A 23,165-nucleotide genomic window follows, 5' to 3' on the forward strand; every position below is an offset into this window, starting at 1 on the left:
CGGTCCCGCGGATCAATCGTTTTCAGGTTCGCCGATCTTGTCCTGGGTTTGCGTCTCGAAATCTGCCGCATCATGGCGTTCGCGCAGCTGCATCTTGGGATCACCGGACGCCCGGTTGACCATGCGCCCGCGCTGTACAGGCGCGCGTGCATCAATCGCCTCGGCCCAGCGCACAACGTTCTTGTAGCTTGCGACATCAAGAAATTCTGCAGCATCATAGAGGCGACCCAGCACCAGCTGCCCATACCACGCCCAGTTCGCGATGTCGGCAATCGTATAGTCGTCTCCGGCCAGATAGGTAGTGTCGGCCAACTGGCGGTCCAGAACGTCAAGCTGGCGCTTGACCTCCATCGAAAACCGGTTGATCGGATACTCCATCTTGCTCGGCGCATAGGCGTAGAAATGGCCGAAACCGCCCCCCAGATAGGGCGCGCTGCCCATCTGCCAGAACAACCATGACAGCATTTCGGGACGCTTGGCTGGATCGGACGGCAGGCAGGCCCCGAACTTCTCGGCAAGGTGCAAGAGGATCGCGCCGCTTTCAAAAACGCGCGTTGGCGGAGTGGTCGTGTGATCCATGAGGGCAGGGATTTTTGAATTTGGGTTCACCGAGACAAACCCACTGCCAAATTGCTCGCCATCGCCAATGTTGATCAGCCACGCGTCATAATCGGCATCTGCATGACCGGCGGCCAGCAGTTCCTCGAACATCACCGTCACCTTGACCCCGTTGGGCGTGGCGAGCGAATACAACTGAAAGGGATGCTTGCCGACTTGCAGATCCTTGTCGTGGGTCGCCCCGGCGATGGGACGGTTGATGCTGGCAAATCGACCACCACTTTCCGAATCCCAGGTCCAGACGCTCGGAGGTGTATATTCACTGATATCGGTCATGTCGGGCTCAATCTCCTGAGTGGTGTTTGGAACTAATTTTGAGGTCGGTACGCGCAATGTCCACCTGCAATCGCGCACAATCGATGCGCGATGCTGCGTGAACTATGACGCCGCTTCGGTGTTGTCACGGGTGTACCATGCCCAGACAATGCTGACGGCATAGGCAAATTCCATCGCGATCAGGGTTATCCATGTCTGCGTCAACAGCGCTGCAGCCAAAAAGACAAAGCCCAAAAGCAGGAATTTCACGCTCTTGCGCGCCACGCGGGTCTTCTTGAACGAAAATGTCGGTATCCGGCTGATCATCAACAGACCGATCCCGATCATATAAAATCCGACCAGAACCGGAGGTATCAGATCCGGATCATTCGCCTGAAAAGACAGGAACAAAGGCAGCAATACAAGAAACGCGCCCGCCGGGGCAGGCACACCAACAAAGCGGCTGCCCGAGGGCGTGGACGTTTCAGATTTGCTGTCGAGATTGAAACGGGCAAGGCGCATCACGCAGGTCACCGCGTAAACCAGTGCTGCAATCCAGCCCGCACCGGTCGTGTCCTGCATCGCGAACGCATAGACCAGCAATGCCGGAGCAACCCCGAAATTAACCGCATCGGCCAGCGAATCCAGTTCTGCGCCCATTGGCGATTCAGACCGCAGCAGCCGCGCCAGCTTGCCATCCATCCCATCCAGAATGCAGGCAATCAGGATCATGATGACCGCGCCTTTGAACTGGCCGTGAAACCCCATTCGGATTGCGGTCAGTCCTGCGCACAGCGCGGTGATGGTCACCACATTGGGCAGCAGCATTGTCAGCGGCATGTCCGTGCGTTGGGGCTGCCGGTCTTCTTTCATGTTCTAAGCCGTCCGCCCGGTGCGCGGTGTTTCGTCAGACATCAGATCCGCCAGAACAGTCTCGCCAGCGACCATGGATTGCCCGACGCTGACCAGAGGAGAGACCCCGTCAGGCAAATAGACATCAACACGGGACCCGAACCGGATCAGGCCAAAGCGTTCGCCGGTCATCATCTGTTGATCGTCCTCGACAAAACAGACGATGCGGCGCGCGACCAGACCGGCGATCTGCACGACAGCAATCTGGCGACCGTCTGCCATTTCGATGCAAAGGCTGTTGCGTTCGTTGTCCGAACTGGCCTTGTCGAGCGATGCGTTGAGAAATTTGCCTGGTCGATAAGCAACCGATGCGATGCGTCCGGCGATCGGGGCGCGGTTCACATGGCAGTTAAACACGTTCATGAAAACGCTGACCCGCGTGAGAGGCGCGCCAGACATGCCCAACTCTGCCGGCGGCACAGCGGGTTCGATCAGCGACACGACCCCGTCAGCCGGGCTGACAAACAACCCTTCTCGGATCGGGGTCGTGCGCTGCGGATCGCGGAAAAAATAGTAGCACCAGACCGTAAGCCCGGCACCGATCCAACCCAGGGGTTCAAGGATCAGGAACAGCAGGAGCGAAATGACAGCAAACCCGGCGACAAAGGGAATGCCTTCGCGGTGCATGGGTTTGATGAATGTGCCAAGCATGGTCATATTTGGTCAGACGCCTTTTCGGTGCTTATTGTTCCTAGCGCAGCTTTCCCGCCACAATCAACGCGATTATCCACAGCGGGCCGCATTTCGATGCGCCCTGCCCGCCTTCGCCACGGCAGGATGATAGACCAACGCGCCCAATTGCAGTCCGCAGTTATCCGCGCAGCACGCCGCCGGTTGCCTTGGCGACCTTGTCCACGATCTTGGCGCTGACCGCCTCGATGTCGGCTTCTTTCAGCGTCGCTTGGGACGGTTGCAGCCGCACGGTGACGGCCAGTGATTTCTTGCCCGCGCCAAGGTTGCCGCCAATGAATTCGTCGAACACACGCACGTCCTCGATCAGTGCCTTGTCGGCCCCTGCCGCCGCGTTGACGAGATTAAGGGCGTCGACATCCGCATCAACCACAAAGGCAAAGTCACGTTCAACCGTCTGCAGATCACGCAGTTCCAGTGCGGCACGGGTCGCTCCCGTCTTGCGTGGCATCGGCACTTCGTCGGGCCAGATGGTGAAGCCCATCGCCGGTCCCTTGATGTCCATCGCCGCCAGCACCTTTGGGTGCAATTCGCCAAACACGCCCAGCACCTTTTTTGGTCCAAGGCAGATCTGGCCGTGCCGACCGGGATGCCACCATTCACGCGCACCGCGCCGGATTTGCACCTTGGCCGGTGCACCAATTGCAGCCAGGATCGCCTCGGCATCGGCCTTGACGTCATAAAGGTCAACGGGACGCGACGCACCATGCACATCCTTGGGTCCGGTCCGCCCGACCAGCAGCCCGCTGATCAGCGTGTGCTGCTCTCCCGGCTCGCTGCCATGAAAGGCGGGGCCAACTTCAAACAGCGCAAGGTCCATGAACCCGCGCGCCTGATTGCGGGCCGCAGCCTGCAACAGCCCGGGCAACAGCGCCGGGCGCATGTGGCTCATCTCGGAGCTGATCGGGTTTTCCAGCATCGTCGCGTCATCGCCGCCACCAAACAGCGCCGCACTGGCCTGATCGATGAAGGAATAGCTGACACATTCATTATACCCAAGCGAAGCACAGGTCCGCCGAGCAGCCTGCCCGCGCCGTTGCCGTGCGGTCATTACCGGCTTAGGAATGCCCGCCGTCAGGCGTGGCAAGGGACGCCCTTGCAGCCCGGTCAGCGATGCGATGCGCGCGACTTCTTCGACCAGATCAGCCTCGCCCTGCACATCGGGTCGCCAGCTTGGCACCTGCGCCATGTCACCGTCAAGCCGGAAGCCGAGTTTTGTCAGCGTGTCGCGTTGAACGGCTTCGGGAATGTCCATGCCAACAAGGCTCTGCACCCGTGCCGCATCGAGACGATAGGCCCGCGAATGGTCCGGAACGGTTCCGGCGACCACGACTTCGGACGGCTCGCCACCGCAGAGATCAAGGATCATCTGGGTTGCCAGCTCCAGCCCGTTCAGCGTGAATTCGGGATCAATCCCGCGTTCAAACCGATACCGCGCATCCGAATTGATCTTGAGCGCCCTGCCCGTCAGCGCGATCTGCACGTGATCCCAGAACGCGCTTTCGACAAACACATCCACGGTCTCTTCGGTCACGCCTGTCGCGGTGCCGCCCATGATGCCGGCAATGCTCTCGGGGCCGGTATCATCGGAAATGGCCATCATGCCCGGCGCGAATGTATAGTCCTTATCATCCAGCGCCGTAAGGGTTTCGCCCCCTGCCGCACGGTGCACCCGCAGGTCGCCATTCATTTTGGCCACGTCAAACACGTGCAGCGGGCGGTTGCGGTCATAGGTGAAATAATTGGTGATATCGACCAGCGCCGAAATCGGTCGCAACCCGATGGCGCGCAGCCGATCCTGAAGCCATTGCGGGCTGGGGCCATTCTTGACACCCCGGATCACCCGACCGGCAAAAACCGGACAACCATCCAGCGAATCTTCGTCGATGGTGACGGAAACCGGGCACGGGAAATCGCCGGGCACCGGAACGATGTCATGCTGTTTCAGCGAGCCGAGACCCCGAGCCGCCAGATCGCGCGCAATACCTTCGATCCCCAATGCATCAGGGCGGTTCGGCGTGATCGCGATTTCGATCACCGGATCCACCTTGGCAGGATCATTCTCTGCCAGCCAGTCGATGAACCGGTCGCCGACTTCGCCACTGGGCAGCTCGATGATGCCGTCATGTTCTTCTGACAACTCCATCTCGCGCTCGGACGCCATCATGCCAAAGCTTTCGATGCCCCGGATTTTGCCGACCGCAATCGTGGTATCAATGCCGGGCACGTATACGCCGGGCTTGGCCACGACCACCGTGATCCCTTCGCGGGCGTTCGGGGCACCGCAGATGATCTGCAACTCACCCTCGTCCGTCGCAACCTTGCACACCCGCAACCGGTCGGCATCGGGGTGCTGTTCTGCGTGAACGACCTTGCCCAGCGTGAAATCCGACAGCCGCGCCGCCGGGTTGGTCACCTCTTCGACCTCAAGACCCAAATCGGTCAGAGCATAAAGGATCTCGTCAAGGCTGGCGTCAGTGTCCAGATGGTCTTTCAACCAGGAAAGCGTGAATTTCATGATAGAGACCCCTGCGTTGGATGAGCGTCGCAGAGGCAATGGCAAAGATTGGGCAAAGGTGCAAGTCGCAGCAGACCCGATGCCCGTCGCAATGCGGTTAACGAGGTTTTATCTTTCGTAATTCTGCGGCTGGCAACGCCGACAGATCAACCCATTGCCCAGCATCACGCCGGAGTCGCGCCGCGGTCACCAAGCGTAACAACCCGCAAGGCGCGCCCGGTAAAGCTGCCGGAACACAGGCCGATAACAGCGGCAAAGACGACGGTATAGGCCACCGCTTGGAGCAATTGAGGCCCGACGGCCTGAACCACGCCGTTCACGAAATTCGAGAAGAAGATCAGCATCAGGATCACAATAGTTATCCGATCCCCCTGCAGCCGCATCCGTTGGCCATTTTTCTGGAGAATCAGACCATCCTGCCAGCGGTACGCAAGTGCCATGCCGATCAGATAGCTGACAGAAAAAGCCACCCAATTTGTCGGGGCGTGAACAAGTCCACCGATCGAGCCCGCAGCACTCAAACCAAAGAGCGGGTAAAAGAAATAGGGAATAGTGGAGCTGTTTCGCGTTTTCATCGACAATATTCCGATGGCCACAAGGACAACGAACAATGGCCACACCCAACCCGGCGCATTCTGCCAGATTCCAACTAAGATCTTGTCCAAATTACCTGTCCGAATTTTGAAAATTTTCGAAGCACTTATGGGTGAAGCAAAAAACGTACGCGAGCGAAAAATGATCTCAACGTCTTCAGACTCAATGTCCCAAAATGCATTTCAGAGGCTGGCGATAACGGACTGCGAGCGACGAAACCATGGAAAATGTATTGGATTGCGGCCCAATACTAAGGCTTAGTCTTTCCCTCCAGATACCTTCGTTTGGCCTCTTCCGTCCGGCCATAATCCCGCACCATCGCGTCGATCGCCACCTCATCTGACTTGTCGGCATAGCGAAATTCGCTGTCTGCATAGCGGTTGATTTCTTGCAGGACCATGTCGGTCGTGATCGGCACACGCAGGTCCGAAATCATCGCCTTCTTGGTGTCGTAGTCCTTGAACAGGAACAGGTCCGGGTCTTCCATCCATTCGTCGGGCAGTTCGAAATCCATTGCCCGCACCTTGACTGCGTCGGTGATGTTCCTGATCGCGCGCCCGGTGAACCGCTCGTCCGCCTCTTGAATACCTTTGAGGTACGAGCCCATACGGGCAATCGTATTCAACGCGCCAACTTCGTCCCGCACCCGGTCAAACACCCGCAGCAAACCGTCTTCGTGGGGTCGGGAATGGCCGGCAAAGCTGGCGGCGACGGCTTTCTTGATCTCCTGCGCGGCATAGGCCTCGTGATCGCCCAGCGGGATGTCATGGTTCTTGCCCATCAGCAGGTGGAGGATATCGATGTAATCCTCGCGCGTCTGTGGCCCATCGACCAAAAACCGCGCTCCGGCGCGCTGGCGCAGGGCATCATCGACGTTTTCGGGATAGTTGGAAAACATCCCAAATGTGCAGTTCCCACGTACCACGGTGTTGGCACCGGCAAAGCTCTCCATCAGGACTGCGGTGATCTCAAGCTGACCGGCTGATGATTGCCGATCTCCGCGCTTGCCTGCCAGCGTGTCGATATCGTCAATGGTGCCGAACCCGATTACCCCGGGGTCAAGAATGGTATTGATGAACGCCTTGGCGTTTTGCCCCGATTTTCCCTGATAACTGTCGATATTATCCGTACTCAAGTTCTGATAGCGGAACGGATAGCCAGCAATCTGGCAATAGTCGTTAATCATCCCCGCCATCATCTGGATTAGCGTGGTCTTGCCCGTCCCCGGCTTACCATCCCCCATGAAGGTAAAGATGAATCCGCCGAGTTCCGCGAACGGGTTCAGGCGGCGGTCAAAATCGTAGGCCATCAGCATCTTGGCCAGCTTCATCGCCTGATACTTGGCGATGTGGTTGCCGACGACCTCGTTCGGTTTCTTGAACGTCATGGTCAGTGCGCTCGATTTCGCCCGCGATGCAGGTACAAAACCGCGCAGGGTCAGGTCATCGGCCTCGACCCGCCAAACGGCACCGGTAAACGGGGCGAGATACGGCGCGTTCTGCGCCCGCAACCCAGCCTTTTCCATCAACTGCTCGGCAAAAGCGCTGCTGGTGGCGACAAGCCGGGCATCATCGGTGGCGTGGGCGGCCAAATCCTGATCCAGTTCCCAAAGTGCGCCGTGCAGGGCAAGCTGGCCATTGTCGGTCAACACCTCCTGCACCTCGCCAACCTCGACCGACACCTCTGAAAGATGCGAGGACAACAGGTACGCCAGCGCATTGGCGAAAACGTGCAGCGTCACCAGCGCCTCTGCCGATAGCAATTCGGAAAACTCGGTCTTGCGCGCGGTGGCGAGATCACCCGCAAGATTTGCGCGTTTGAGTTCGGCCAGAGGTGTCGCATCCCCATAGGTTTCCGAGACCGCCAATGCGATGGCCAACGCCCGGCGCAATGCGTTCATGACAACGGCCTGCTGCGGCGAGGTCAGCACATCCCCCCCATCCGCCGCCTCAATCCGTTCGATCAGCCGCACCCCTTCGGGCCGTGTGCTGCGCTGCGTCACCAGCCCCGGCGTGGTAGACCTGAACCGTCTTCGCGTGCCGATCCCCGACGATCTCTCGGGCGTCGCTGCTTCGCCCGGTTTGGCAATTCGCGGGGCATGGTCAAACCCGGCCAGCATGGCTTCGGCGGCGGGATAGTGTTTGCGAATGTCGTCTTCGCGCAGTTCCATCTGATCCGAAGTCAGGCTCATCCGATATCGCTCTCCATTGAAAACCTCGATCCAAACAGTGCCAACCCGGGTCACGACCACGTTCAATTCGGTTGACAGAAATCTTCGCCTGAACGTGCATCCCAGATTGCGCGTAATCACAGACCGCTTCAAGGGGTGCAATCGGCCGGGACACTTGTGTTTGGCTTGCCCGCGCCCAGCTTTGAAGCGGTGTATCCTTTCGTTGTTGCGATGCGGCGCAGCGTTTTTCGTTTAAAAGGGCAAATTCCTGCGGTAGGAACGTCGCAGAAACGGATGGATCAGATGAGCCTTACGCCCGACATCTCCGAACTGCTGGCCCGCGCCCGTGCCGACCTGCGCATGGGTGTGCCGGTCGTTCTTGCCAACGATAAAGCGGGGATTCTCGCTGCGTCGGCGGAAACCCTGACGGAACAACGACTTGCCGATCTGCGCACAGTTGCGAACACGCCCGTGGTTGCGATCACCGCGCGGCGCACCGAAACACTCAAGGCGCGGGCCTATGACGGCGATCTGGCGCGGGTGATTATGCCTGCAGATGCGGATGCAGGGTGGGTTCAGTCGGTTGCGGACCCGGCGGATGATCTGAACGCTCCGATGAAAGGGCCTCTGATGTCAGAGCGCGGCGGCGATGCGGAATTGCATCGCGCGGCTCTAAAGCTCGCCAAGGCAGCCCGCCTCTTGCCAGCCGTTGTCGCTGTTCCTGTTACAGATCCGGCGGAATTTGCAGCGCGGAACGGGCTGACATTGATCGACTATCAACAGGCCAGATCGCATTTGCAAGGTCGCAGCCCCCTGTCCTCGGTTGTCAGCGCCCGCCTGCCGATGCAGGTTTCAGAGGCCGGGCGGCTTCATATCTTTCGGCCCGAGGACGGCGGCGAAGAGCACTATGCCGTCGAAATAGGCCGACCACTTCGCGACCAACCGGTGCTGGCGCGGCTGCATTCCGCCTGCTTTACCGGCGATCTGCTTGGTAGTCTCAAATGTGACTGTGGCCCGCAGCTTCGCGCGGCAATGGCGCAAATGGGTGCTGAGGGCGCGGGAATCTTGCTGTATCTCAATCAGGAAGGGCGCGGCATCGGGTTGGCCAACAAGATGCGGGCCTACAGCCTGCAAGATCAGGGCTTTGACACCGTAGAGGCCAACCATCGGCTGGGGTTTGAGGATGACGAGCGTGATTTTCGTCTGGGCTCGGACATATTGAAATCACTGGGCTTTTCGTCCGCCCGGCTGCTGACCAACAACCCCGCCAAGATCGCGATGATGGAAGGCAACGGGATCAGTGTGGTGGAACGCGTGCCGCTGAAAGTGGGCCAAACCGCTTTCAACACGGACTATCTCGCAACCAAGGCTGCAAAATCCGGCCATCTTCTGTGAGCGTCAACGACATGGTGCTGACCCCGACGGGCTTGCGACTCTGCGGACGCCGGTTTCCCTGTTCGATTGGCAAAGGCGGCATCACGACGCGCAAACGCGAGGGTGACGGCGCCACACCGGTTGGTGTGCATCGCATCGTTGGGTTGCTTTATCGTGCTGATCGAATGGCGCGCCCGACCGGCTGGGCTTGTCCGATTGGGCCGGTTGATCTCTGGTCCGATGATCAGCGCGATCCGGAATACAATCTACATGTCCGAGCGCCGCATGAATTCAGCCACGAGGCGCTGCGCCGTGCCGATCCGCTTTATGATCTGGTCTTGCTCACTGACTGGAACTGGCCGCATGCCGTGCCGGGTCACGGGTCCGCGATTTTTCTGCACCAATGGCGCAGATCTGGATACCCGACCGAAGGATGCCTCGCGTTCCGGCGCGATCATCTGAGGTGGATCGCCCAGCATGCCATACCCGGCACGCGGCTCATCGTATCCGGTTAGGTCCTGTCGGGCGTTCGCTCACCGAATATCGCCGAGCCGACGCGGACATGGGTCGCACCAAGTGCAATCGCGGTTTCAAAATCCGCGCTCATCCCCATTGATAACCCCTCAAGACCATTGCGCGCCGCAATCTTGGCGAGAAGGGCGAAATGCAGCGCTGGTTCCTCGTCAACCGGCGGAATGCACATCAGCCCGCGGATCGGCAGATCAAGCGCGCGGCATTCGGCGACGAATCCATCGGTATCCATCGGTAAGATGCCCGCCTTCTGTTCTTCTTCACCGGTATTCACCTGAATGAACAGATCCGGGCAGGCCCCGCGTTCCTGCGCCAATCGAGCGAGTGTGTTGGCAAGTTTCGGACGGTCCAACGAATGTATGGCGTCGCAAAGCTCCATGGCCTGCCGCGCCTTGTTGGTTTGAAGCGGCCCGATCAGGTGAAGGTCGATCCCGTCAAAACGTTCGCGAAACTCCGGCCACTTGCTTGCCGCCTCTTGCACCCGGTTTTCACCGAAACAGCGGTGTCCTTGCTCCAACACGGCCTCGACCCGTTCGTTGGGTTGCACCTTTGATACGGCGATCAACTTGGTTGAATCGGGCGCGCGCCCTGCTGCGGTTTCTGCAGTCGAAATGCGTGTCTTGATGTCTTGTAGCGGCATCTGATCCTCACGGGCGGTTTTCCCGACAGAAACACCAGACTGACGCAAAAGAAAAGGGCGAGCCATAGAGGCCCGCCCAAAAATTCAAGTCAAACGTGGTTCAGCTTAGAAGCTGAAGTACACACCTGCCTGGAACTGGTCTTGGTCGACATCGTTGTAGTCGCTGTTGACATAACCAGCAACGAAGGTAGCGCCGCCACCCAGGTCGTATTCGTAGTTGATGCCAAACGCGTTACCATCGGTGCCGACACCGTCAACGCCATCGATCGCAAAGGCACTGCCGTCAGCATCGTTGTACCAAACCAGGATGTTGCTGGCGGCACCGATGTCCATGTTGCCTTCGAGTGTCCAGGAATCGCTCGTATCGTTCGAACCGTATGCGATTTTGGCACCGAACTGACCCCAGTCACCACCAGCGGCGAGGAAGTACAGGTCGTTGATGTCGTCACCAGCGTCGGTCATCGGACCGTTGTTGGAGTCCTGGTAGGCACCAGTCACGTAGTAGTCACCAAAGCTGTATGTCAGCATGATGGCGGTACGCTCTTCGCCCGGGATACCAATATTGGTGACAGTATTGACTTCCAAGTCGTTGATTTTGCTGTACGAGATGTGGCCGGTGAAACCGCCCATGGTGTACAGAGCTTCAACGCCGTTTGCGCCTTGTCCGTCAGAGCTGTACGCGTCAAAGCCAGCGTCTTTGATGGCAACGCTGTAGAAGCCCATGCCGTCGATGCCGGTGCCGGCGGAGCGTGTGCCGGTTGTGTACAGGCCAGGTGCGTTTTCAACCGCACCGATGATGTTGCCGACGTTTACCGCCAGACCACCATAGGTCACGCCGAAACGTGCGCCGTTGAAGCCGTTGTCGTCTTCACGCAGGCCAACAGCTTCGAGGTCTGTCGGGTCTGTCAGAAGCTCGAAAGGACCACCAACACCGTTGCTGAGGTTCTGGTTGTCACGGCTTTCAGCTTGCATACGAACGCGTGCGTTGAAGCCAACGCCGCCGTCGGTTTCAGCCGACATATCCACCTGCAGACGCAGACGCGATGTGATGTTGGTCGAGCTGATGCCGTTGTAGTCTTCATCGCCCACGTTGTCATTGTTGGCGTCGTTGTAGTCCAAACCAAAACGGCCGTAACCGCTCAGGCGAACGTCTGCTGCTGCCATGCTGCCAAGAGCGATCAGCGCAGTCGTTGCGAAGAGAACCTTTTTCATCGTTTTTCCCTCGGTTTTAAAATCATACGCCCAAACCGGGGAATCCGGCGTGGGTATGGAGAGGGGTTTCGCTCTTTCGGGGTCGTTTTGGCAAGGGCTCGCAGCAGGCGCGCATCAAAGCGGTTGCGGATGGTGCAGCTTTGCCACAGTTATCACAGCCCGGTTCGGGCAAAGCCTGAGCGCAACCGCACCACTTATACAATAGCATATGTGCATTGGCTCTTGCTCAGATCGCGAGGATTGTCCACGACCGTTCGGGAATTGCTTTACATGACATGTGTATTGAGCGCGAAATGGCGGGCCATTATAACGCGCGAGATGGCGATTTGCAGCGCCGAACCGACCCAAAACGCTGTAAAGCCTTGCTCCACCTTGCCCGCTTGGGTAGGAACCTTGCCAACACTGTTCGGGATTTAACGATGAACCTCACTGGATTCCTCAAGGCAACGTTGCTCATTCTGGTTTGTCTGGGCCTGACGGCCTGCGGCAACCGGCGTTCTGGCGACCGGTCTGTTCCCTATACGCCACCACCGTCAGACTATATATCGAACAATCCCGAAACGGCCGGCTTTACCGATTCCGATGGGTCGACGATCTGGGACATCTTCGGCCCCAACACGACCGACCAGACAGTTAACGTGAACAAGTATCTCTGGTCCGCGTCGCTTGATGTGCTCGGGTTCCTGCCTGTGACCGATGTCGATCCCTTTACCGGTGTGATCGTGACCGGATACGGCACGCCGCCCGGTGGCGGCAGGTCTTATCGGGCCACTGTGCTCATCGACGATCCCGCCCTTGATGCGCGCTCGCTCAAGGTTTCGCTGCATACTCAAGGCGGACCGGTCAGCGCCGCAACCACGCGTGCGGTCGAAGACGCCATCCTATCCCGCGCCCGCCAGCTCCGCGTGCAAGACAGTCGTATCTGACGCCAACGCACACATAACCATCAGGGCGCCGGGTTATTGCCCGGCGTTTTCAGTCAAAGGACCGCTTTCATGTCGCGCTACTCTGCCGCAGAAATCGAATCAAAGTGGCAAGAGGCCTGGAACAAGGCCAGCGTCTTTACCGCCAGCCACAAGACCGACCGCCCCAAGTACTATGTGCTTGAGATGTTTCCCTATCCTTCGGGGCGGATCCACATGGGGCACGTGCGCAACTATACGATGGGCGACGTCATCGCGCGCTACAAGATTTCCACCGGGCATAACGTGCTGCACCCGATGGGCTGGGATGCGTTTGGAATGCCTGCGGAAAACGCCGCAATGGCAATCGGGGCCAATCCGCGCGACTGGACCTATCAGAATATCGCCGACATGCGGGACCAGATGAAGCCTCTGGGCCTGTCGATCGACTGGTCACGCGAGTTCGCCACCTGCGACCCTGAATATTATGGCCAGCAACAGGCGCTGTTTCTGGACATGCTCGAGACCGGCCTCGTCTATCGCAAGAACGCGGTGGTGAACTGGGATCCGGTCGACATGACGGTTCTGGCCAACGAACAGGTAATCGACGGCAAGGGCTGGCGCTCTGGTGCCGATGTAGAACGCCGCGAGCTGACCCAGTGGTTCTTCAAGATCTCCGACATGGCCGAAGAACTGCTCGAGGCACTGGACGGGCTTGAAAACTGGCCTGCCAAGGTCCGGTTGATGCAGGAAAACTGGATCGGAAAATCGCGCGGGCTCCAGATGACGTTCGATCTGACCGCGCCCGAACATGGCCATGACGGGATCGAGGTCTACACCACCCGCCCCGATACACTAGCCGGCGCATCCTTTATGGCGCTCTCGACCGATCACCCGCTGTCGCGCGCGCTCGAGGCGGACAACCCCGACCTTGCCGCATTCAACGCGGACTGTCGCAAGCTGGGCACATCCGAAGTCGAACTGGAAAAGGCCGACAAACGCGGCTTTGACACCGGCCTCACGGTACAACACCCGCTGCACCCCGATCAGACCCTGCCGGTCTGGGTCGCGAATTTCGTACTGATGGATTACGGTACCGGCGCGATCTTTGGTTGCCCCGCGCACGACCAGCGCGACCTTGATTTTGCACGCAAATACGACCTGAACGTGATCGACACCTTTGTTGCGATGGACGATGACAGCCGTGTTGAAAACACCGCCTATGTACCGCCCAAGACCGAAAAGGTCCGCTGGATCGACCAACCCGCAGGCTTGGACGTGGCCACCGGCCAAGAGGCCATTGATGCCACAATCGACTGGGCCGAAGCGCAGGGGATGGGCGAAGGCAAGACCCAGTTCCGCCTGCGCGATTGGGGTCTGTCACGGCAGCGGTATTGGGGTTGCCCGATTCCCGTGGTGCATTGCGACACCTGCGGCGTGGTGCCGGAGAAAAAGGGAAATCTGCCGGTTCGCCTGCCCGATGATGTGTCCTTTGACATCCCCGGCAACCCGCTTGACCGCCACCCGACCTGGCGCGATTGCCCATGCCCGGCCTGTGGCGCACCGGCCAAGCGCGAAACCGACACGATGGATACGTTTGTCGATTCGTCGTGGTACTATGCCCGCTTTACCGCGCCCCGCGCCGAAACCCCGACCGATCTGGACGAGGCGGACTATTGGATGAATGTCGATCAGTATATCGGCGGCATCGAACACGCGATCCTGCACCTGCTCTATTCCCGCTTCTTCGCGCGGGCGATGCAGATCACCGGGCATCTGCCGGAAAAGGCAATCGAACCGTTTGATGCCCTGTTTACCCAAGGCATGGTCACGCACGAGATCTATCAGACCCGCGATGAACGGGGCCGCCCGGTCTATCATCTGCCCGAGGATATTGCCGACGGGAAACTGGCCGACGGCACTGAGGTCGAGATCATCCCCTCGGCCAAGATGTCGAAATCCAAGAAAAACGTGGTCGATCCGGTCAGCATCATCTCGGCCTATGGCGCAGACACCGCGCGCTGGTTCGTGCTGTCTGACAGTCCTCCGGAACGGGACGTGGAATGGACTGCCGCCGGTGCCGAGGCCGCGCACAAGCACCTCAGCCGCGTTTATCGGATCGCAGACGACATCGCAGCTTCTGACACCGGCCCGCAAGCCGTTGATCAGGATCTCTTGCGCGAAATGCACAAGGCCATCAACGATGTGACGTTGGGCGTCGAATCCTTTGGCTTTAATGCGGCAATCGCCCGACTCTATGCCTTTACCAACACGCTGGCAAAATCCAAGGCCGGCAAGGCCGCGAAACTGGAAGCCGTGAAAACCCTTGCGCAGTTGATGTCCCCGATGACCCCGCATCTGAGCGAGGAAATCTGGACCCGCCTTGGCGGCGAAGGGCTGATCACCACCGCGCCGTGGCCCGTTGCGGACCCTGCAATGCTGATTGACGACACCGTGACGCTACCGATCCAGATCAACGGCAAGCGCCGCGCGGAAATCAGCGTGCCCAAGGATATGAGCAAGGACGAGGTTGAAAAAACCGCGCTGGCAGTGGACGCTGTGCAAAAGGCGTTGAACGGGGCGGCGCCGAAAAAGGTTATCGTTGTCCCCGGCCGGATCGTGAATGTCGTTGTTTGACCGACGCTCTCTGTTGTTGATGCCGCTGGCGCTCGCCGCCTGTGGTTTTGAACCGGTCTATGGGCCCGGTGGTGGTGGCAAGGCGCTCTATGGCAAGGTGCGCGTTGACGCGCCCGAAGGCGTGAACACCTATTTCCTTGTGCGTCGCCTCGAAGAACAGTTGGGCCGCTCCACCGACCCGGCCTATCGGCTGGCGATGGTGCTGGAGATCGGCATTCAGGGGCAGGGTATCACCGCATCTGGCGACATCACCTATTACAGCGTGATCGGCGCCATTGACTACACACTGCAAGATATCGGCAGCGCGCAGGCAATCGAAACCGGGCGTGTGACCAATTTCACCGGCTATTCCGCAACTGGCAACACCGCAGAAACGCTGGCCGCGCAGCGTGATGCGCGGGAACGGCTGATGGTGATTCTTGCGGATCAGGTCGTACGTCAACTGAACGCAACCGTGGACATCCCATCGTGAAACTCGCCGGGCGCGACGCGGACAGCTATTTTGCCAAGCCTGATCCCGACCGCACCGGCCTGTTGATCTATGGCGCGGACGCGATGCGGGTTGCGCTAAAGCGCCAACAGGTGATCGCGGCGCTGCTTGGCCAAGGGGCCGAAGAGGAAATGCGCCTGACCAGAATGCCGGGTGCCGATTTGCGCGGTGATCCGGCCCTGCTGCTGGATGCGGTCAAGGCGGTTGGCTTTTTTCCCGGCCCGCGCGCGGTCTTTGTCGAATCGGCCACCGATGTGGCAACCCCCGCGATCCAGTCCGCCGTTGACGACTGGCAGGCCGGTGACGCGCAGATCATTGTCACGGCAAACCAGCTCAAGGCCAGCTCAAAGCTGCGCAAACTGTTTGAGAACCACCGCAACACCGTGGCGGTCGGCCTTTATGACGAGCCACCCAGCCGTGCCGAGATCGAGCGCATCCTCAATACGTCAGGGCTGCAAAAGGTGCCTGCCGACAGCATGGCAGCGCTGGCCGATCTGGCGGCGGCCCTTGGCCCCGGTGACTTTGCGCGGACCATCGAAAAGCTGTCGATCTACAAACACGGCGACGATAGCGACCTGAGCCTTGATGACATCACGGCCTGCGCGCCGCAATCGACCGAGGCGGCGCTGGACGATATCCTCAACGTGGTCGCTGAACAGCGCAAGGAAGAGATCGGCCCCCTGCTGACCCGCTTGCAGGCACAGGGCACCAACGCCGTCACGCTCTGCATCGGGGCCACCCGGCATTTTCGCACGCTTTACACCGCGGCCGCAGACCCTGGTGGGCCCGCGTCCGGCATCGGACGGCTGCGCCCGCCGGTCTATGGCCCGCGCCGCGACCGGATCATCCGGCAAGCCAAGGCGTGGGGACCCGCCGAGCTGCAAAAGGCGCTGACCCGGCTCACCGATACCGATTTGCAATTGCGATCGGCCGGTCAGACGGCCCCGGCCATGGCGATCATGGAACGCACGCTGATCTGGCTCGCGATGCGTCTCAGATCACGATAACTGGCCTTGACCACGCCAGCCATTCGCCCCTCTATTCGGTCGGCATTTCATCGGGAGACACAAATGTACAAGGTCTATGGCAGTATCAACACACGCACATTTCGTGTTCTCTGGATGCTTGAAGAGCTGGGCGAGCCCTACGAGCTAATCAAGGCCCCACCCCGCAGCGAGATTATCATGGCCCTGAACCCGCTCGGCAAGATCCCCGTGTTGCAGGATGGCGATGAAACGATCACTGACTCGACCGCGATCATGACCTATCTGGGCGACAAACATGGTGGGCTGACCTTTCCCGCAGGCAGCATCAACCGCGCCCGGCAAGATGCGCTAAGCCACATGATCCTTGATGAACTGGACGCGGTTTTGTGGACAGCGGCACGTCACAGCTTTGTTCTGCCCGAAGACAAGCGTGTACCTGATGTCAAACCCAGCCTCGCCTGGGAATTCGGGCGCAATGTCGATCGACTAGCCGATCAATTCCAAGGTCCGTTCCTGATGGGCGACACCATGACAATTCCCGATATCATCGCGGTTCATTGCCTGAATTGGGCGTTCGGCGCGAAATTCCCGGTCGAGAACGAAACCATGCTGGCCTATGGAAAAACCATGCGCGCGCGTGACGCTTTCAAGCGGGTTCGTGCACTTGAATAGACTTGTTAGATTCGCGTCTGTTCATCCATTTTGCGCCATCCGGGCCGCCGCGCGTCCGGCCCAACGCCCTGTCGCCAGACACCCCGTCAAAAGATAGCCGCCCGTCGGAGCATCCCAATCCAGCATCTCTCCGGCGCAGAACACGCCGGGGACGGCCCGCAACATAAGCCCATCATCCAGCGCCGCGCGCGCAACGCCCCCCGCCGTCGAAATCGCCTCGTCCATCGGGCGCAACCCAGTTGTCTGCACCGGCAAAGCCTTGAGCGTCTCGACCCATTTCTCGCGTGGCCGCGGATCGCCTTGCGTCATCTCAAAGAACAGCGCGACCTTGGCTGGCGGCAATCGTAACCCGTTCTTCAGCCAGTGAGACAGGCGCGCCTTGCTCCCCTTGGAACGCAATCGTTTTGCCAGTTCCTCAACACTCAGATCAGGCACCAGATCAACGCTCAGCGCGGCTCCGCTCCGCAGGGCCGGTGTCAGAGAATAGATGCCCCCGCCCTCCAGCCCACGACGCGAAATCGTCGCCTCTCCGCGCGACGGCAGGTCGCCAGCATGCCAGCGAACGGATTTCAACGCCGCGCCGAAATGCGGCACCATATGCGCGCTCCAATCCATTTCAATCGCAACGTTGGATGGTGCGAATGCCGCCATTTCGACGCCACGTGCCGCCAGAATATTCGCCCAGGCCCCGTCTGATCCCAACCGCGCCCAGCTCGCACCGCCCAACGCCAGAACCGTCACATCCGAAGCCAATTCTTGCGGTCCGTCGGGCGTGTCAAATCGGGCTGCGCCGTGCTCTGCCCAGCCAGTCCAGCGCCAGCGCGTCTGTCGGATGACCCCTAAATCATCCAGCCGTGCGAGCCACGCGCGCAACAACGGGCTGGCCTTCATCGATACCGGAAACACCCGGCCACTGCTGCCGGTGAACAACTCTTGCCCCAGCCCCCGTGCCCAGTCCTGCACCACTGTTGCGTCAAATTCGGCGAGCATCGGTTGCAACCATTCAGTCGCGTCGCCATAGGCCGCATTGAACCGCAAAGCAGGTTCATCCTTGGTCAGGTTCAGCCCCGATTTCCCTGCCATCAGAAATTTGCGACCAACCGAGGGCTTGGCCTCGGCCACCGTCACCCGGCATCCGGCCCGCGCCAATTCCTCTGCGGCCATCAATCCCGCCGGGCCAGCACCGATGACCAAAGCACAGGGGGCTGTCATTCAGGCGCTGCCGGTAACCCGCCTTTCAGCTCGACGACCCGATGCGGATAGGGGATTTCGATGTCATTGTCCTTGAGCGCGTTCCAAACCGCGAACAACACTTTGGGCGTAAATTTGTTGCGCCCGTCGTCGATCCCGTTCACCCAGAATTCAACTGCGAAATCAATGCCGCTGTCTCCGAAACCGCGCAACTCGCAATCCGGTCCGTCGGGCTCTTTCAATACGAACTCCAGTTTTCCAACGGCTGCCTCAATAATGTCGGGGACTTTGTTGATGTCGGTGTCATAGCTGACTGAAAACGGCGCTTCGTAGCGATTGGCCGATCCGCTGTCAGAATAGTTCACCACGCGGGTTGTGATAAAATCCTCGTTTGGCACCACGATCCAGCGACCATCAAAGGTTTCCAGAATCGCCGCGCGCGCTGTCATCTTGACGATGGTGCCAGCTTCGCCGCCATCCAGTTCCACATAGTCGCCCACGGTCGCCTGCCCTTCGAGCAGCAGGATCACACCCGAAATAAAGTTCGAAGCGATTTTTTGCAGGCCGAACCCGAGACCGACACCAATCGCACCACCAAGCACGGCGAGCGTCGAAAGGTTCACGCCCATGATGTTCATCAGCAGGATGAAGGCGAGGCCGAAGATCGCGATCTCTGCCGTCTTGATCGCAAGTTCGCGAGTGGCCGGGCGCATCTGCTCTTGCTTCTTGAGGAACGCGGCGGACTGATCGTTGGACCAGCGCCCGAACCAGAACAACAGGCTGCCCGCGATCACACCCCGTGCGATGGCCATCAATGAGAACCGGATATTGCCCAGCCCGACGGTGGTTTCGGTGAGCCACAGGCTGACGTCATCCAGCAAGCCCAACGCGTAAAGCGCCGCAATCGGCAACAATACGAACCGACCGAGCGCATTGAGGAACGGCTCGTCGATGATTTCCTTGACCAGAATGCGCGCTGCAAGGAACAGAAAGACCCGTTTGCCGAACGCGATGACTTCGCCGCTGTCAAACAGGGATCGTACGACACCTTCGCCGATACCGGTGAACAAATAGGCCAAGAGCGGCAGGATCAGCGGCAGAAAGGCCAGCACCGTGCGTCGCGCGGTAGCAATGATGCCTTCCTGACCCTGGGGTGGTGTCAAAAGCCGGGTCAAAACCGGACGGACCTTGCGGGTTATCAGAAGGGCAACGACAAATGCCCCCACCAACAGGGCAAACTGTGTCCAAGCTGCGGGGCTCAGCAACCATCCCTTGGCCAGTTCCCAACCCTGCAACCCAAGATCAACGGCCTGGCGTACGATCTCCGGTTGGCTCTCCAGATCAAAATCCATCACACTTGCCCATACTGGTTTCACGTATTACCCAAAGACCCTTGCCCGTCTGGCAGCAAAGGATCAAGCATGATGTCTGCTGAGACGCCCGCGGTATGCGCTCTGTGCGGCCGCCCGATCCCGGATGATGCGCCGCAAAGCCGACACCACCTGATCCCGCGCTTGCGGGGTGGCAAGGGCGGGCCGACGGTGTTGCTCCACGAAATCTGTCATCGCGAGATCCACGCCAGCCTGTCAGAAACCGAACTCGCGCGGGACTTCAGCACCATCGATGCACTGCGTTCTCATCCCAGATTGGCCAAGTTCATCACCTGGGTTCAAAAACGACCGCCCGAGTTCCGGTCTCGCGTTCCGGGCAAGCGGCGCAACCGGACCTAACTGGCAGATTTACCGCATAGCCGCGCGATTCCGGCCGCAACGCCAGCGCTGGCTGCGCAGGAGTCGGCCACCAGATCGCGGGCCGTATCCAACAACATGTCCGGTGCGACAATCCGGTCGATCAGACCGAATTGCAAAGCCTCATCCGCAAGGATCCGTTGCCCGGCCATCAGGATCAGCTTGGCGCGCGCAGGGCCGACCAGCGCCATCAGGCGTGCGGGGTCAGACGGTTGCGGCAGAAATCCCAGCTTCATCACCGGGTAAAAGAACTTGGCACCGGGCACGGCAATGCGCAGATCACAGGCCAGCGCCATGCCCATCGCGCCCCCCGCCAGCGTCCCGTTCAGCGCGGCGACAGTCAGACAAGGCAAAGCGGCAATTGCACTCGAAAGACGCTCCCAAAGATCCGATTTGGCCAATCCGGCGCGCGCTTCGTCCAGATCCGCACCGGCGCTGAACACCTTGCCCGCGCCGGTCAGGATCAAGGCGCGCGCATCGGTCGCCGACTCGGCGATCTCGGCCAGTTCGGCGAGCATGTCACCGGTCAGCGAATTGGCCTTGTCCGGCCGATTTATCGTTACAGTCCAAAGGCCGTCATCACGCGCCAGCTCGATCATGTCAGGCCGACCCGTTTGCGAATGGCTTCGTCACGCAGGGTAATTTCGGTGCCTATAAACTCGTCGGCATCCGGTGAACACATCCACAGCAATGTGCGCGCTGGCCAGTCGGGGGGAATGTGATCTTCCCAGTCAAGCTGGCTGATCGGGTTGATGCCGCTGGCCTTGATCTCGCGCTGCATCTGGGTGGCCACCGTCCCCGGCGACAGCCCCATGGCACGGATGCCCGCCTCGCGGTTCTCCTTGTCAGCGCAGCTGGTCAGCATCGCCGCACCGGCCTTGGACGAACAGTAATGACTCCACGCTTCGATCGGGCTGTGTGCCGCGCCCGAACTGATGGTCAGAATGCTGCCGCCACCGGCCTTGGTCATCACCGGCAAGGCTGCGCGCATGCCATAGAACACGCCCTTGAGATTGATATCGATGACATGCCCCCACTCGGCAGGGTCCGCAGTTGCCAGATGCGATATCGGCTCGACCGCACCGGCGTTGTTGATCAGCACCTCCAGCCCGCCAAACCGAGCGACACAGGCCTGTACGGCGGCTTCGACCTGGGCATAGTCGCTCACGTCGCAGGCCATGCCAAAGGCGCGTTCGCCCAGATCGGCGGCAAGGCTTTCGACGCTCGCCTCACTGCGTGCCAACAGTCCGACATTGGCCCCGGCCAGCGCAAAAACCCGCGCCGCTTCGGCCCCGATACCGCGACTGGCACCGGTGATCAGTACCGTCTTTCCTGTCATGTCCATCTGCACGATCCTTCACAATGCTGCATGGTCCCGTGGTAATGCCGCGAATTGATCGGGTCCACCCCTTGACGCCCGATTGCCAAGCGCAGACGATGCGGCGGATTTTTCTTTGGAAGGGTTTACCCATGACCGCTCGTTTTGCGCAGGGCTTCGGCGCCGCGATTGTATATGTACTCGCCACGCAGGCGGCCTATGCCGATCTGACGGCAAATGATGTCTGGGCGGACTGGAAAGACTACCTCGCTTCGACCGGCTACTCCGTGACCGGCGACGAACAGAGTTCCGCTGGGAATCTGACCATCAACAACCTTTCCATCGAGATGCCGATCCCCGATGACGATGGATCATTTGCGATCACCATGGACGCGCTGACCTTTGCCGAAAACGGCGACGGAACGGTCAGCATCACGATGCCCGACAGCATACCGATGACATTCCACAGCGAAGTAGATGACGATGGCCCGGTGACAGGCGTTCTGACCTATGCGCATACCGACACTGGCATGACCGCCTCGGGCAGCCCCGAAGATGTGACCTATGCCTATGCGTCGACGCGCGCGACGATGGAACTGACGTCGCTGAGCATCGACAACGAACCCATGCCTGAAGAGATGCTTCGCGTGCTCGTGGCGCTCGAAAACATCGACACCAAGACTCGGTTGCTCAAGGGCGATCTGCGCACCTACAGCCAACAGATGACGGCGGATGTGGTGAATTATGATATCGCATTCGACGACCCGGAGTCTGAGGACATGGGCAGTTTCAAGGGTGTGATGCAGAACGTCAGTGTCGAAGGGACCGGCGCCATACCGCTTGAATTGGATCCCGATGATTTTGATGCCTCACTTCAAGACGGGTTCGCCGTGGATGCCACGATGGCCTATGGCGCCGGCAACACGGCAATCGACGGGGTTGGCGATGGCAGTCCCTTTTCCTTCGCAAGCTCTTCGCAGGGTGGCACCCTCGGGTTCAAGATGGACGCGAACGGTATCGCCTATGACGTGGAACAGAAGCAGTCCTCGATTTCGATGCAAGGCGCCGAATTGCCTGTTCCCGTCGAGATCGCCGCAGCGGTGACGGCCTTCAACCTCAGCATGCCGGTGCGCAAATCGGATGAAGATCAGGACTTTGCAATTGGTCTTAACCTGAGTGAATTCACCATGTCCGAGATGCTGTGGTCGATGATCGACCCAGCAGCCCAATTGCCGCGCGATCCAGCCACCGTGATGATGGATGCCGTTGGCAAGGGCAAGATGCTCTTTAACCTGCTGGATCCAACCGAGGCTGCACTGATTGAACAGGCGGGCAAACCCCCGGCCGAAATTAGCGCCTTGACCATCAACAAACTGCTCGTGTCCCTCGTCGGTGCCAGCGTCACCGGCACAGGCGATTTCACCTTTGACAATTCCGACACCGCCACGATGAATGGCTATCCACGGCCAACCGGGTTTATCGACCTTAAACTGGCCGGTGCCAACGCTCTGCTCGACAAACTCAGCAGCATGGGTCTTGTCGCAGAACAGGAAGCCATGGGCGCACGCATGATGATGGGGCTGCTGGCGGTTCCGGGTGACGAGCCTGACACGCTGAACTCCAAGATCGAGATCAACGATCAGGGGCACATCATGGCCAACGGCCAGCGCATTCAATAGGCGCAGCAGGCCGGGGATGTCGCAGGCC

General features: G+C 59.6%; 21 protein-coding genes. 9 read left to right on the top strand and 12 right to left on the bottom strand.

What is annotated here, in order from left to right; all coding sequences use genetic code 11:
- Positions 1-12: 12 nt before the first annotated feature.
- The 6 genes from yghU to ABJO75_RS05520 all read right to left on the bottom strand — a co-directional run bounded on the left by yghU (position 13) and on the right by ABJO75_RS05520 (position 7,778).
- On the bottom strand, positions 13-894 hold the full coding sequence (gene yghU, locus ABJO75_RS05495; RefSeq protein WP_348135093.1) for a glutathione-dependent disulfide-bond oxidoreductase: 882 nt from the start codon (positions 892-894) through the stop codon (positions 13-15).
- Between the two features lie 102 nt (positions 895-996).
- Positions 997-1,746, bottom strand: coding sequence for a CDP-diacylglycerol--serine O-phosphatidyltransferase (gene pssA / locus ABJO75_RS05500; protein WP_348135095.1), 750 nt, complete (start codon positions 1,744-1,746; stop codon positions 997-999).
- 3 nt (positions 1,747-1,749) lie between these two features.
- A complete protein-coding gene (locus ABJO75_RS05505) occupies positions 1,750-2,442 on the bottom strand; it encodes a phosphatidylserine decarboxylase (RefSeq protein WP_348135097.1) in 693 nt (230 codons plus the stop codon).
- Positions 2,443-2,596: 154 nt separating this feature from the next.
- A complete protein-coding gene (pheT, locus tag ABJO75_RS05510) occupies positions 2,597-4,993 on the bottom strand; it encodes a phenylalanine--tRNA ligase subunit beta (RefSeq protein ID WP_348135099.1) in 2,397 nt (798 codons plus the stop codon).
- A gap of 164 nt (positions 4,994-5,157) precedes the next feature.
- Complete coding sequence (locus tag ABJO75_RS05515) at positions 5,158-5,658, bottom strand: DUF6622 family protein (RefSeq protein WP_348135101.1); 501 nt, start codon at positions 5,656-5,658, stop codon at positions 5,158-5,160.
- A 179-nt stretch (positions 5,659-5,837) separates the two neighbouring features.
- Complete coding sequence (locus ABJO75_RS05520; protein WP_348135103.1) at positions 5,838-7,778, bottom strand: AAA family ATPase; 1,941 nt, start codon at positions 7,776-7,778, stop codon at positions 5,838-5,840.
- Between the two features lie 282 nt (positions 7,779-8,060).
- On the opposite strand from ABJO75_RS05520, the gene ribA reads away from it, so the two are divergent.
- Positions 8,061-9,152, top strand: a complete 1,092-nt coding sequence (gene ribA, locus ABJO75_RS05525; RefSeq protein ID WP_348135105.1) for a GTP cyclohydrolase II — start codon at positions 8,061-8,063, stop codon at positions 9,150-9,152.
- The gene (locus tag ABJO75_RS05530) at positions 9,149-9,646 is read left to right on the top strand and encodes a L,D-transpeptidase family protein (protein ID WP_348135106.1); all 498 of its coding nucleotides are present in this window, start codon (positions 9,149-9,151) and stop codon (positions 9,644-9,646) included. The genes ribA and ABJO75_RS05530 overlap by 4 nt, the downstream gene beginning before the upstream one ends.
- Here ABJO75_RS05530 and ABJO75_RS05535 read toward each other — a convergent pair.
- Positions 9,643-10,302, bottom strand: coding sequence for a YggS family pyridoxal phosphate-dependent enzyme (locus ABJO75_RS05535; RefSeq protein ID WP_348135290.1), 660 nt, complete (start codon positions 10,300-10,302; stop codon positions 9,643-9,645). The two genes, ABJO75_RS05530 and ABJO75_RS05535, sit on opposite strands and share 4 nt — an antisense overlap.
- A 105-nt stretch (positions 10,303-10,407) precedes the next feature.
- On the bottom strand, positions 10,408-11,514 hold the full coding sequence (locus tag ABJO75_RS05540) for a porin (protein WP_348135108.1): 1,107 nt from the start codon (positions 11,512-11,514) through the stop codon (positions 10,408-10,410).
- 419 nt (positions 11,515-11,933) lie between these two features.
- Between ABJO75_RS05540 and ABJO75_RS05545 the strand changes: the two genes are divergently transcribed.
- The 5 genes from ABJO75_RS05545 (at position 11,934) to ABJO75_RS05565 (ending at position 17,201) form a co-directional block, all read left to right on the top strand.
- On the top strand, positions 11,934-12,440 hold the full coding sequence (locus ABJO75_RS05545) for a DUF3576 domain-containing protein (RefSeq protein WP_348135110.1): 507 nt from the start codon (positions 11,934-11,936) through the stop codon (positions 12,438-12,440).
- Positions 12,441-12,509: 69 nt separating this feature from the next.
- Positions 12,510-15,053, top strand: a complete 2,544-nt coding sequence (gene leuS / locus ABJO75_RS05550) for a leucine--tRNA ligase (RefSeq protein ID WP_348135112.1) — start codon at positions 12,510-12,512, stop codon at positions 15,051-15,053.
- Positions 15,040-15,525, top strand: a complete 486-nt coding sequence (lptE, locus tag ABJO75_RS05555; RefSeq protein ID WP_348135114.1) for an LPS assembly lipoprotein LptE — start codon at positions 15,040-15,042, stop codon at positions 15,523-15,525. The genes leuS and lptE overlap by 14 nt, the downstream gene beginning before the upstream one ends.
- Positions 15,522-16,550 (top strand): DNA polymerase III subunit delta, encoded by a 1,029-nt coding sequence (holA, locus tag ABJO75_RS05560; RefSeq protein ID WP_348135115.1) that lies wholly within the window; start codon positions 15,522-15,524, stop codon positions 16,548-16,550. The genes lptE and holA overlap by 4 nt, the downstream gene beginning before the upstream one ends.
- Positions 16,551-16,613: 63 nt before the next feature.
- On the top strand, positions 16,614-17,201 hold the full coding sequence (locus ABJO75_RS05565; protein ID WP_348135117.1) for a glutathione S-transferase family protein: 588 nt from the start codon (positions 16,614-16,616) through the stop codon (positions 17,199-17,201).
- 21 nt (positions 17,202-17,222) lie between these two features.
- Here ABJO75_RS05565 and ABJO75_RS05570 read toward each other — a convergent pair whose 3' ends face one another.
- Together ABJO75_RS05570 and ABJO75_RS05575 are read right to left on the bottom strand one after the other, a co-directional pair.
- Complete coding sequence (locus ABJO75_RS05570; RefSeq protein WP_348135119.1) at positions 17,223-18,413, bottom strand: TIGR03862 family flavoprotein; 1,191 nt, start codon at positions 18,411-18,413, stop codon at positions 17,223-17,225.
- Positions 18,410-19,744, bottom strand: a complete 1,335-nt coding sequence (locus ABJO75_RS05575) for a mechanosensitive ion channel domain-containing protein (protein ID WP_348135121.1) — start codon at positions 19,742-19,744, stop codon at positions 18,410-18,412. Before ABJO75_RS05575 ends, ABJO75_RS05570 begins: the two co-directional genes overlap by 4 nt.
- Positions 19,745-19,816: 72 nt before the next feature.
- Here ABJO75_RS05575 and ABJO75_RS05580 point away from each other — a divergent pair, with 72 nt between their 5' ends.
- On the top strand, positions 19,817-20,122 hold the full coding sequence (locus ABJO75_RS05580) for an HNH endonuclease (protein WP_348135292.1): 306 nt from the start codon (positions 19,817-19,819) through the stop codon (positions 20,120-20,122).
- Here the strand turns inward: ABJO75_RS05580 and ABJO75_RS05585 are convergent.
- Positions 20,119-20,739, bottom strand: a complete 621-nt coding sequence (locus ABJO75_RS05585) for an enoyl-CoA hydratase/isomerase family protein (RefSeq protein WP_348135123.1) — start codon at positions 20,737-20,739, stop codon at positions 20,119-20,121. The two genes, ABJO75_RS05580 and ABJO75_RS05585, sit on opposite strands and share 4 nt — an antisense overlap.
- Positions 20,736-21,485 carry an SDR family oxidoreductase gene (locus ABJO75_RS05590; protein WP_348135125.1) on the bottom strand — a complete coding sequence of 250 codons (750 nt, stop codon included), beginning with the start codon at positions 21,483-21,485 and terminating at the stop codon, positions 20,736-20,738. The genes ABJO75_RS05585 and ABJO75_RS05590 overlap by 4 nt, the downstream gene beginning before the upstream one ends.
- Before the next feature lie 125 nt (positions 21,486-21,610).
- Here ABJO75_RS05590 and ABJO75_RS05595 point away from each other — a divergent pair, with 125 nt between their 5' ends.
- A complete protein-coding gene (locus ABJO75_RS05595; RefSeq protein WP_348135126.1) occupies positions 21,611-23,137 on the top strand; it encodes a DUF2125 domain-containing protein in 1,527 nt (508 codons plus the stop codon).
- The last annotated feature ends 28 nt before the right edge of the window (positions 23,138-23,165 follow it).

The sequence above is a fragment of the Sedimentitalea sp. genome, assembly GCF_039973035.1.
Taxonomy (GTDB): Bacteria; Pseudomonadota; Alphaproteobacteria; order Rhodobacterales; family Rhodobacteraceae; genus Sedimentitalea.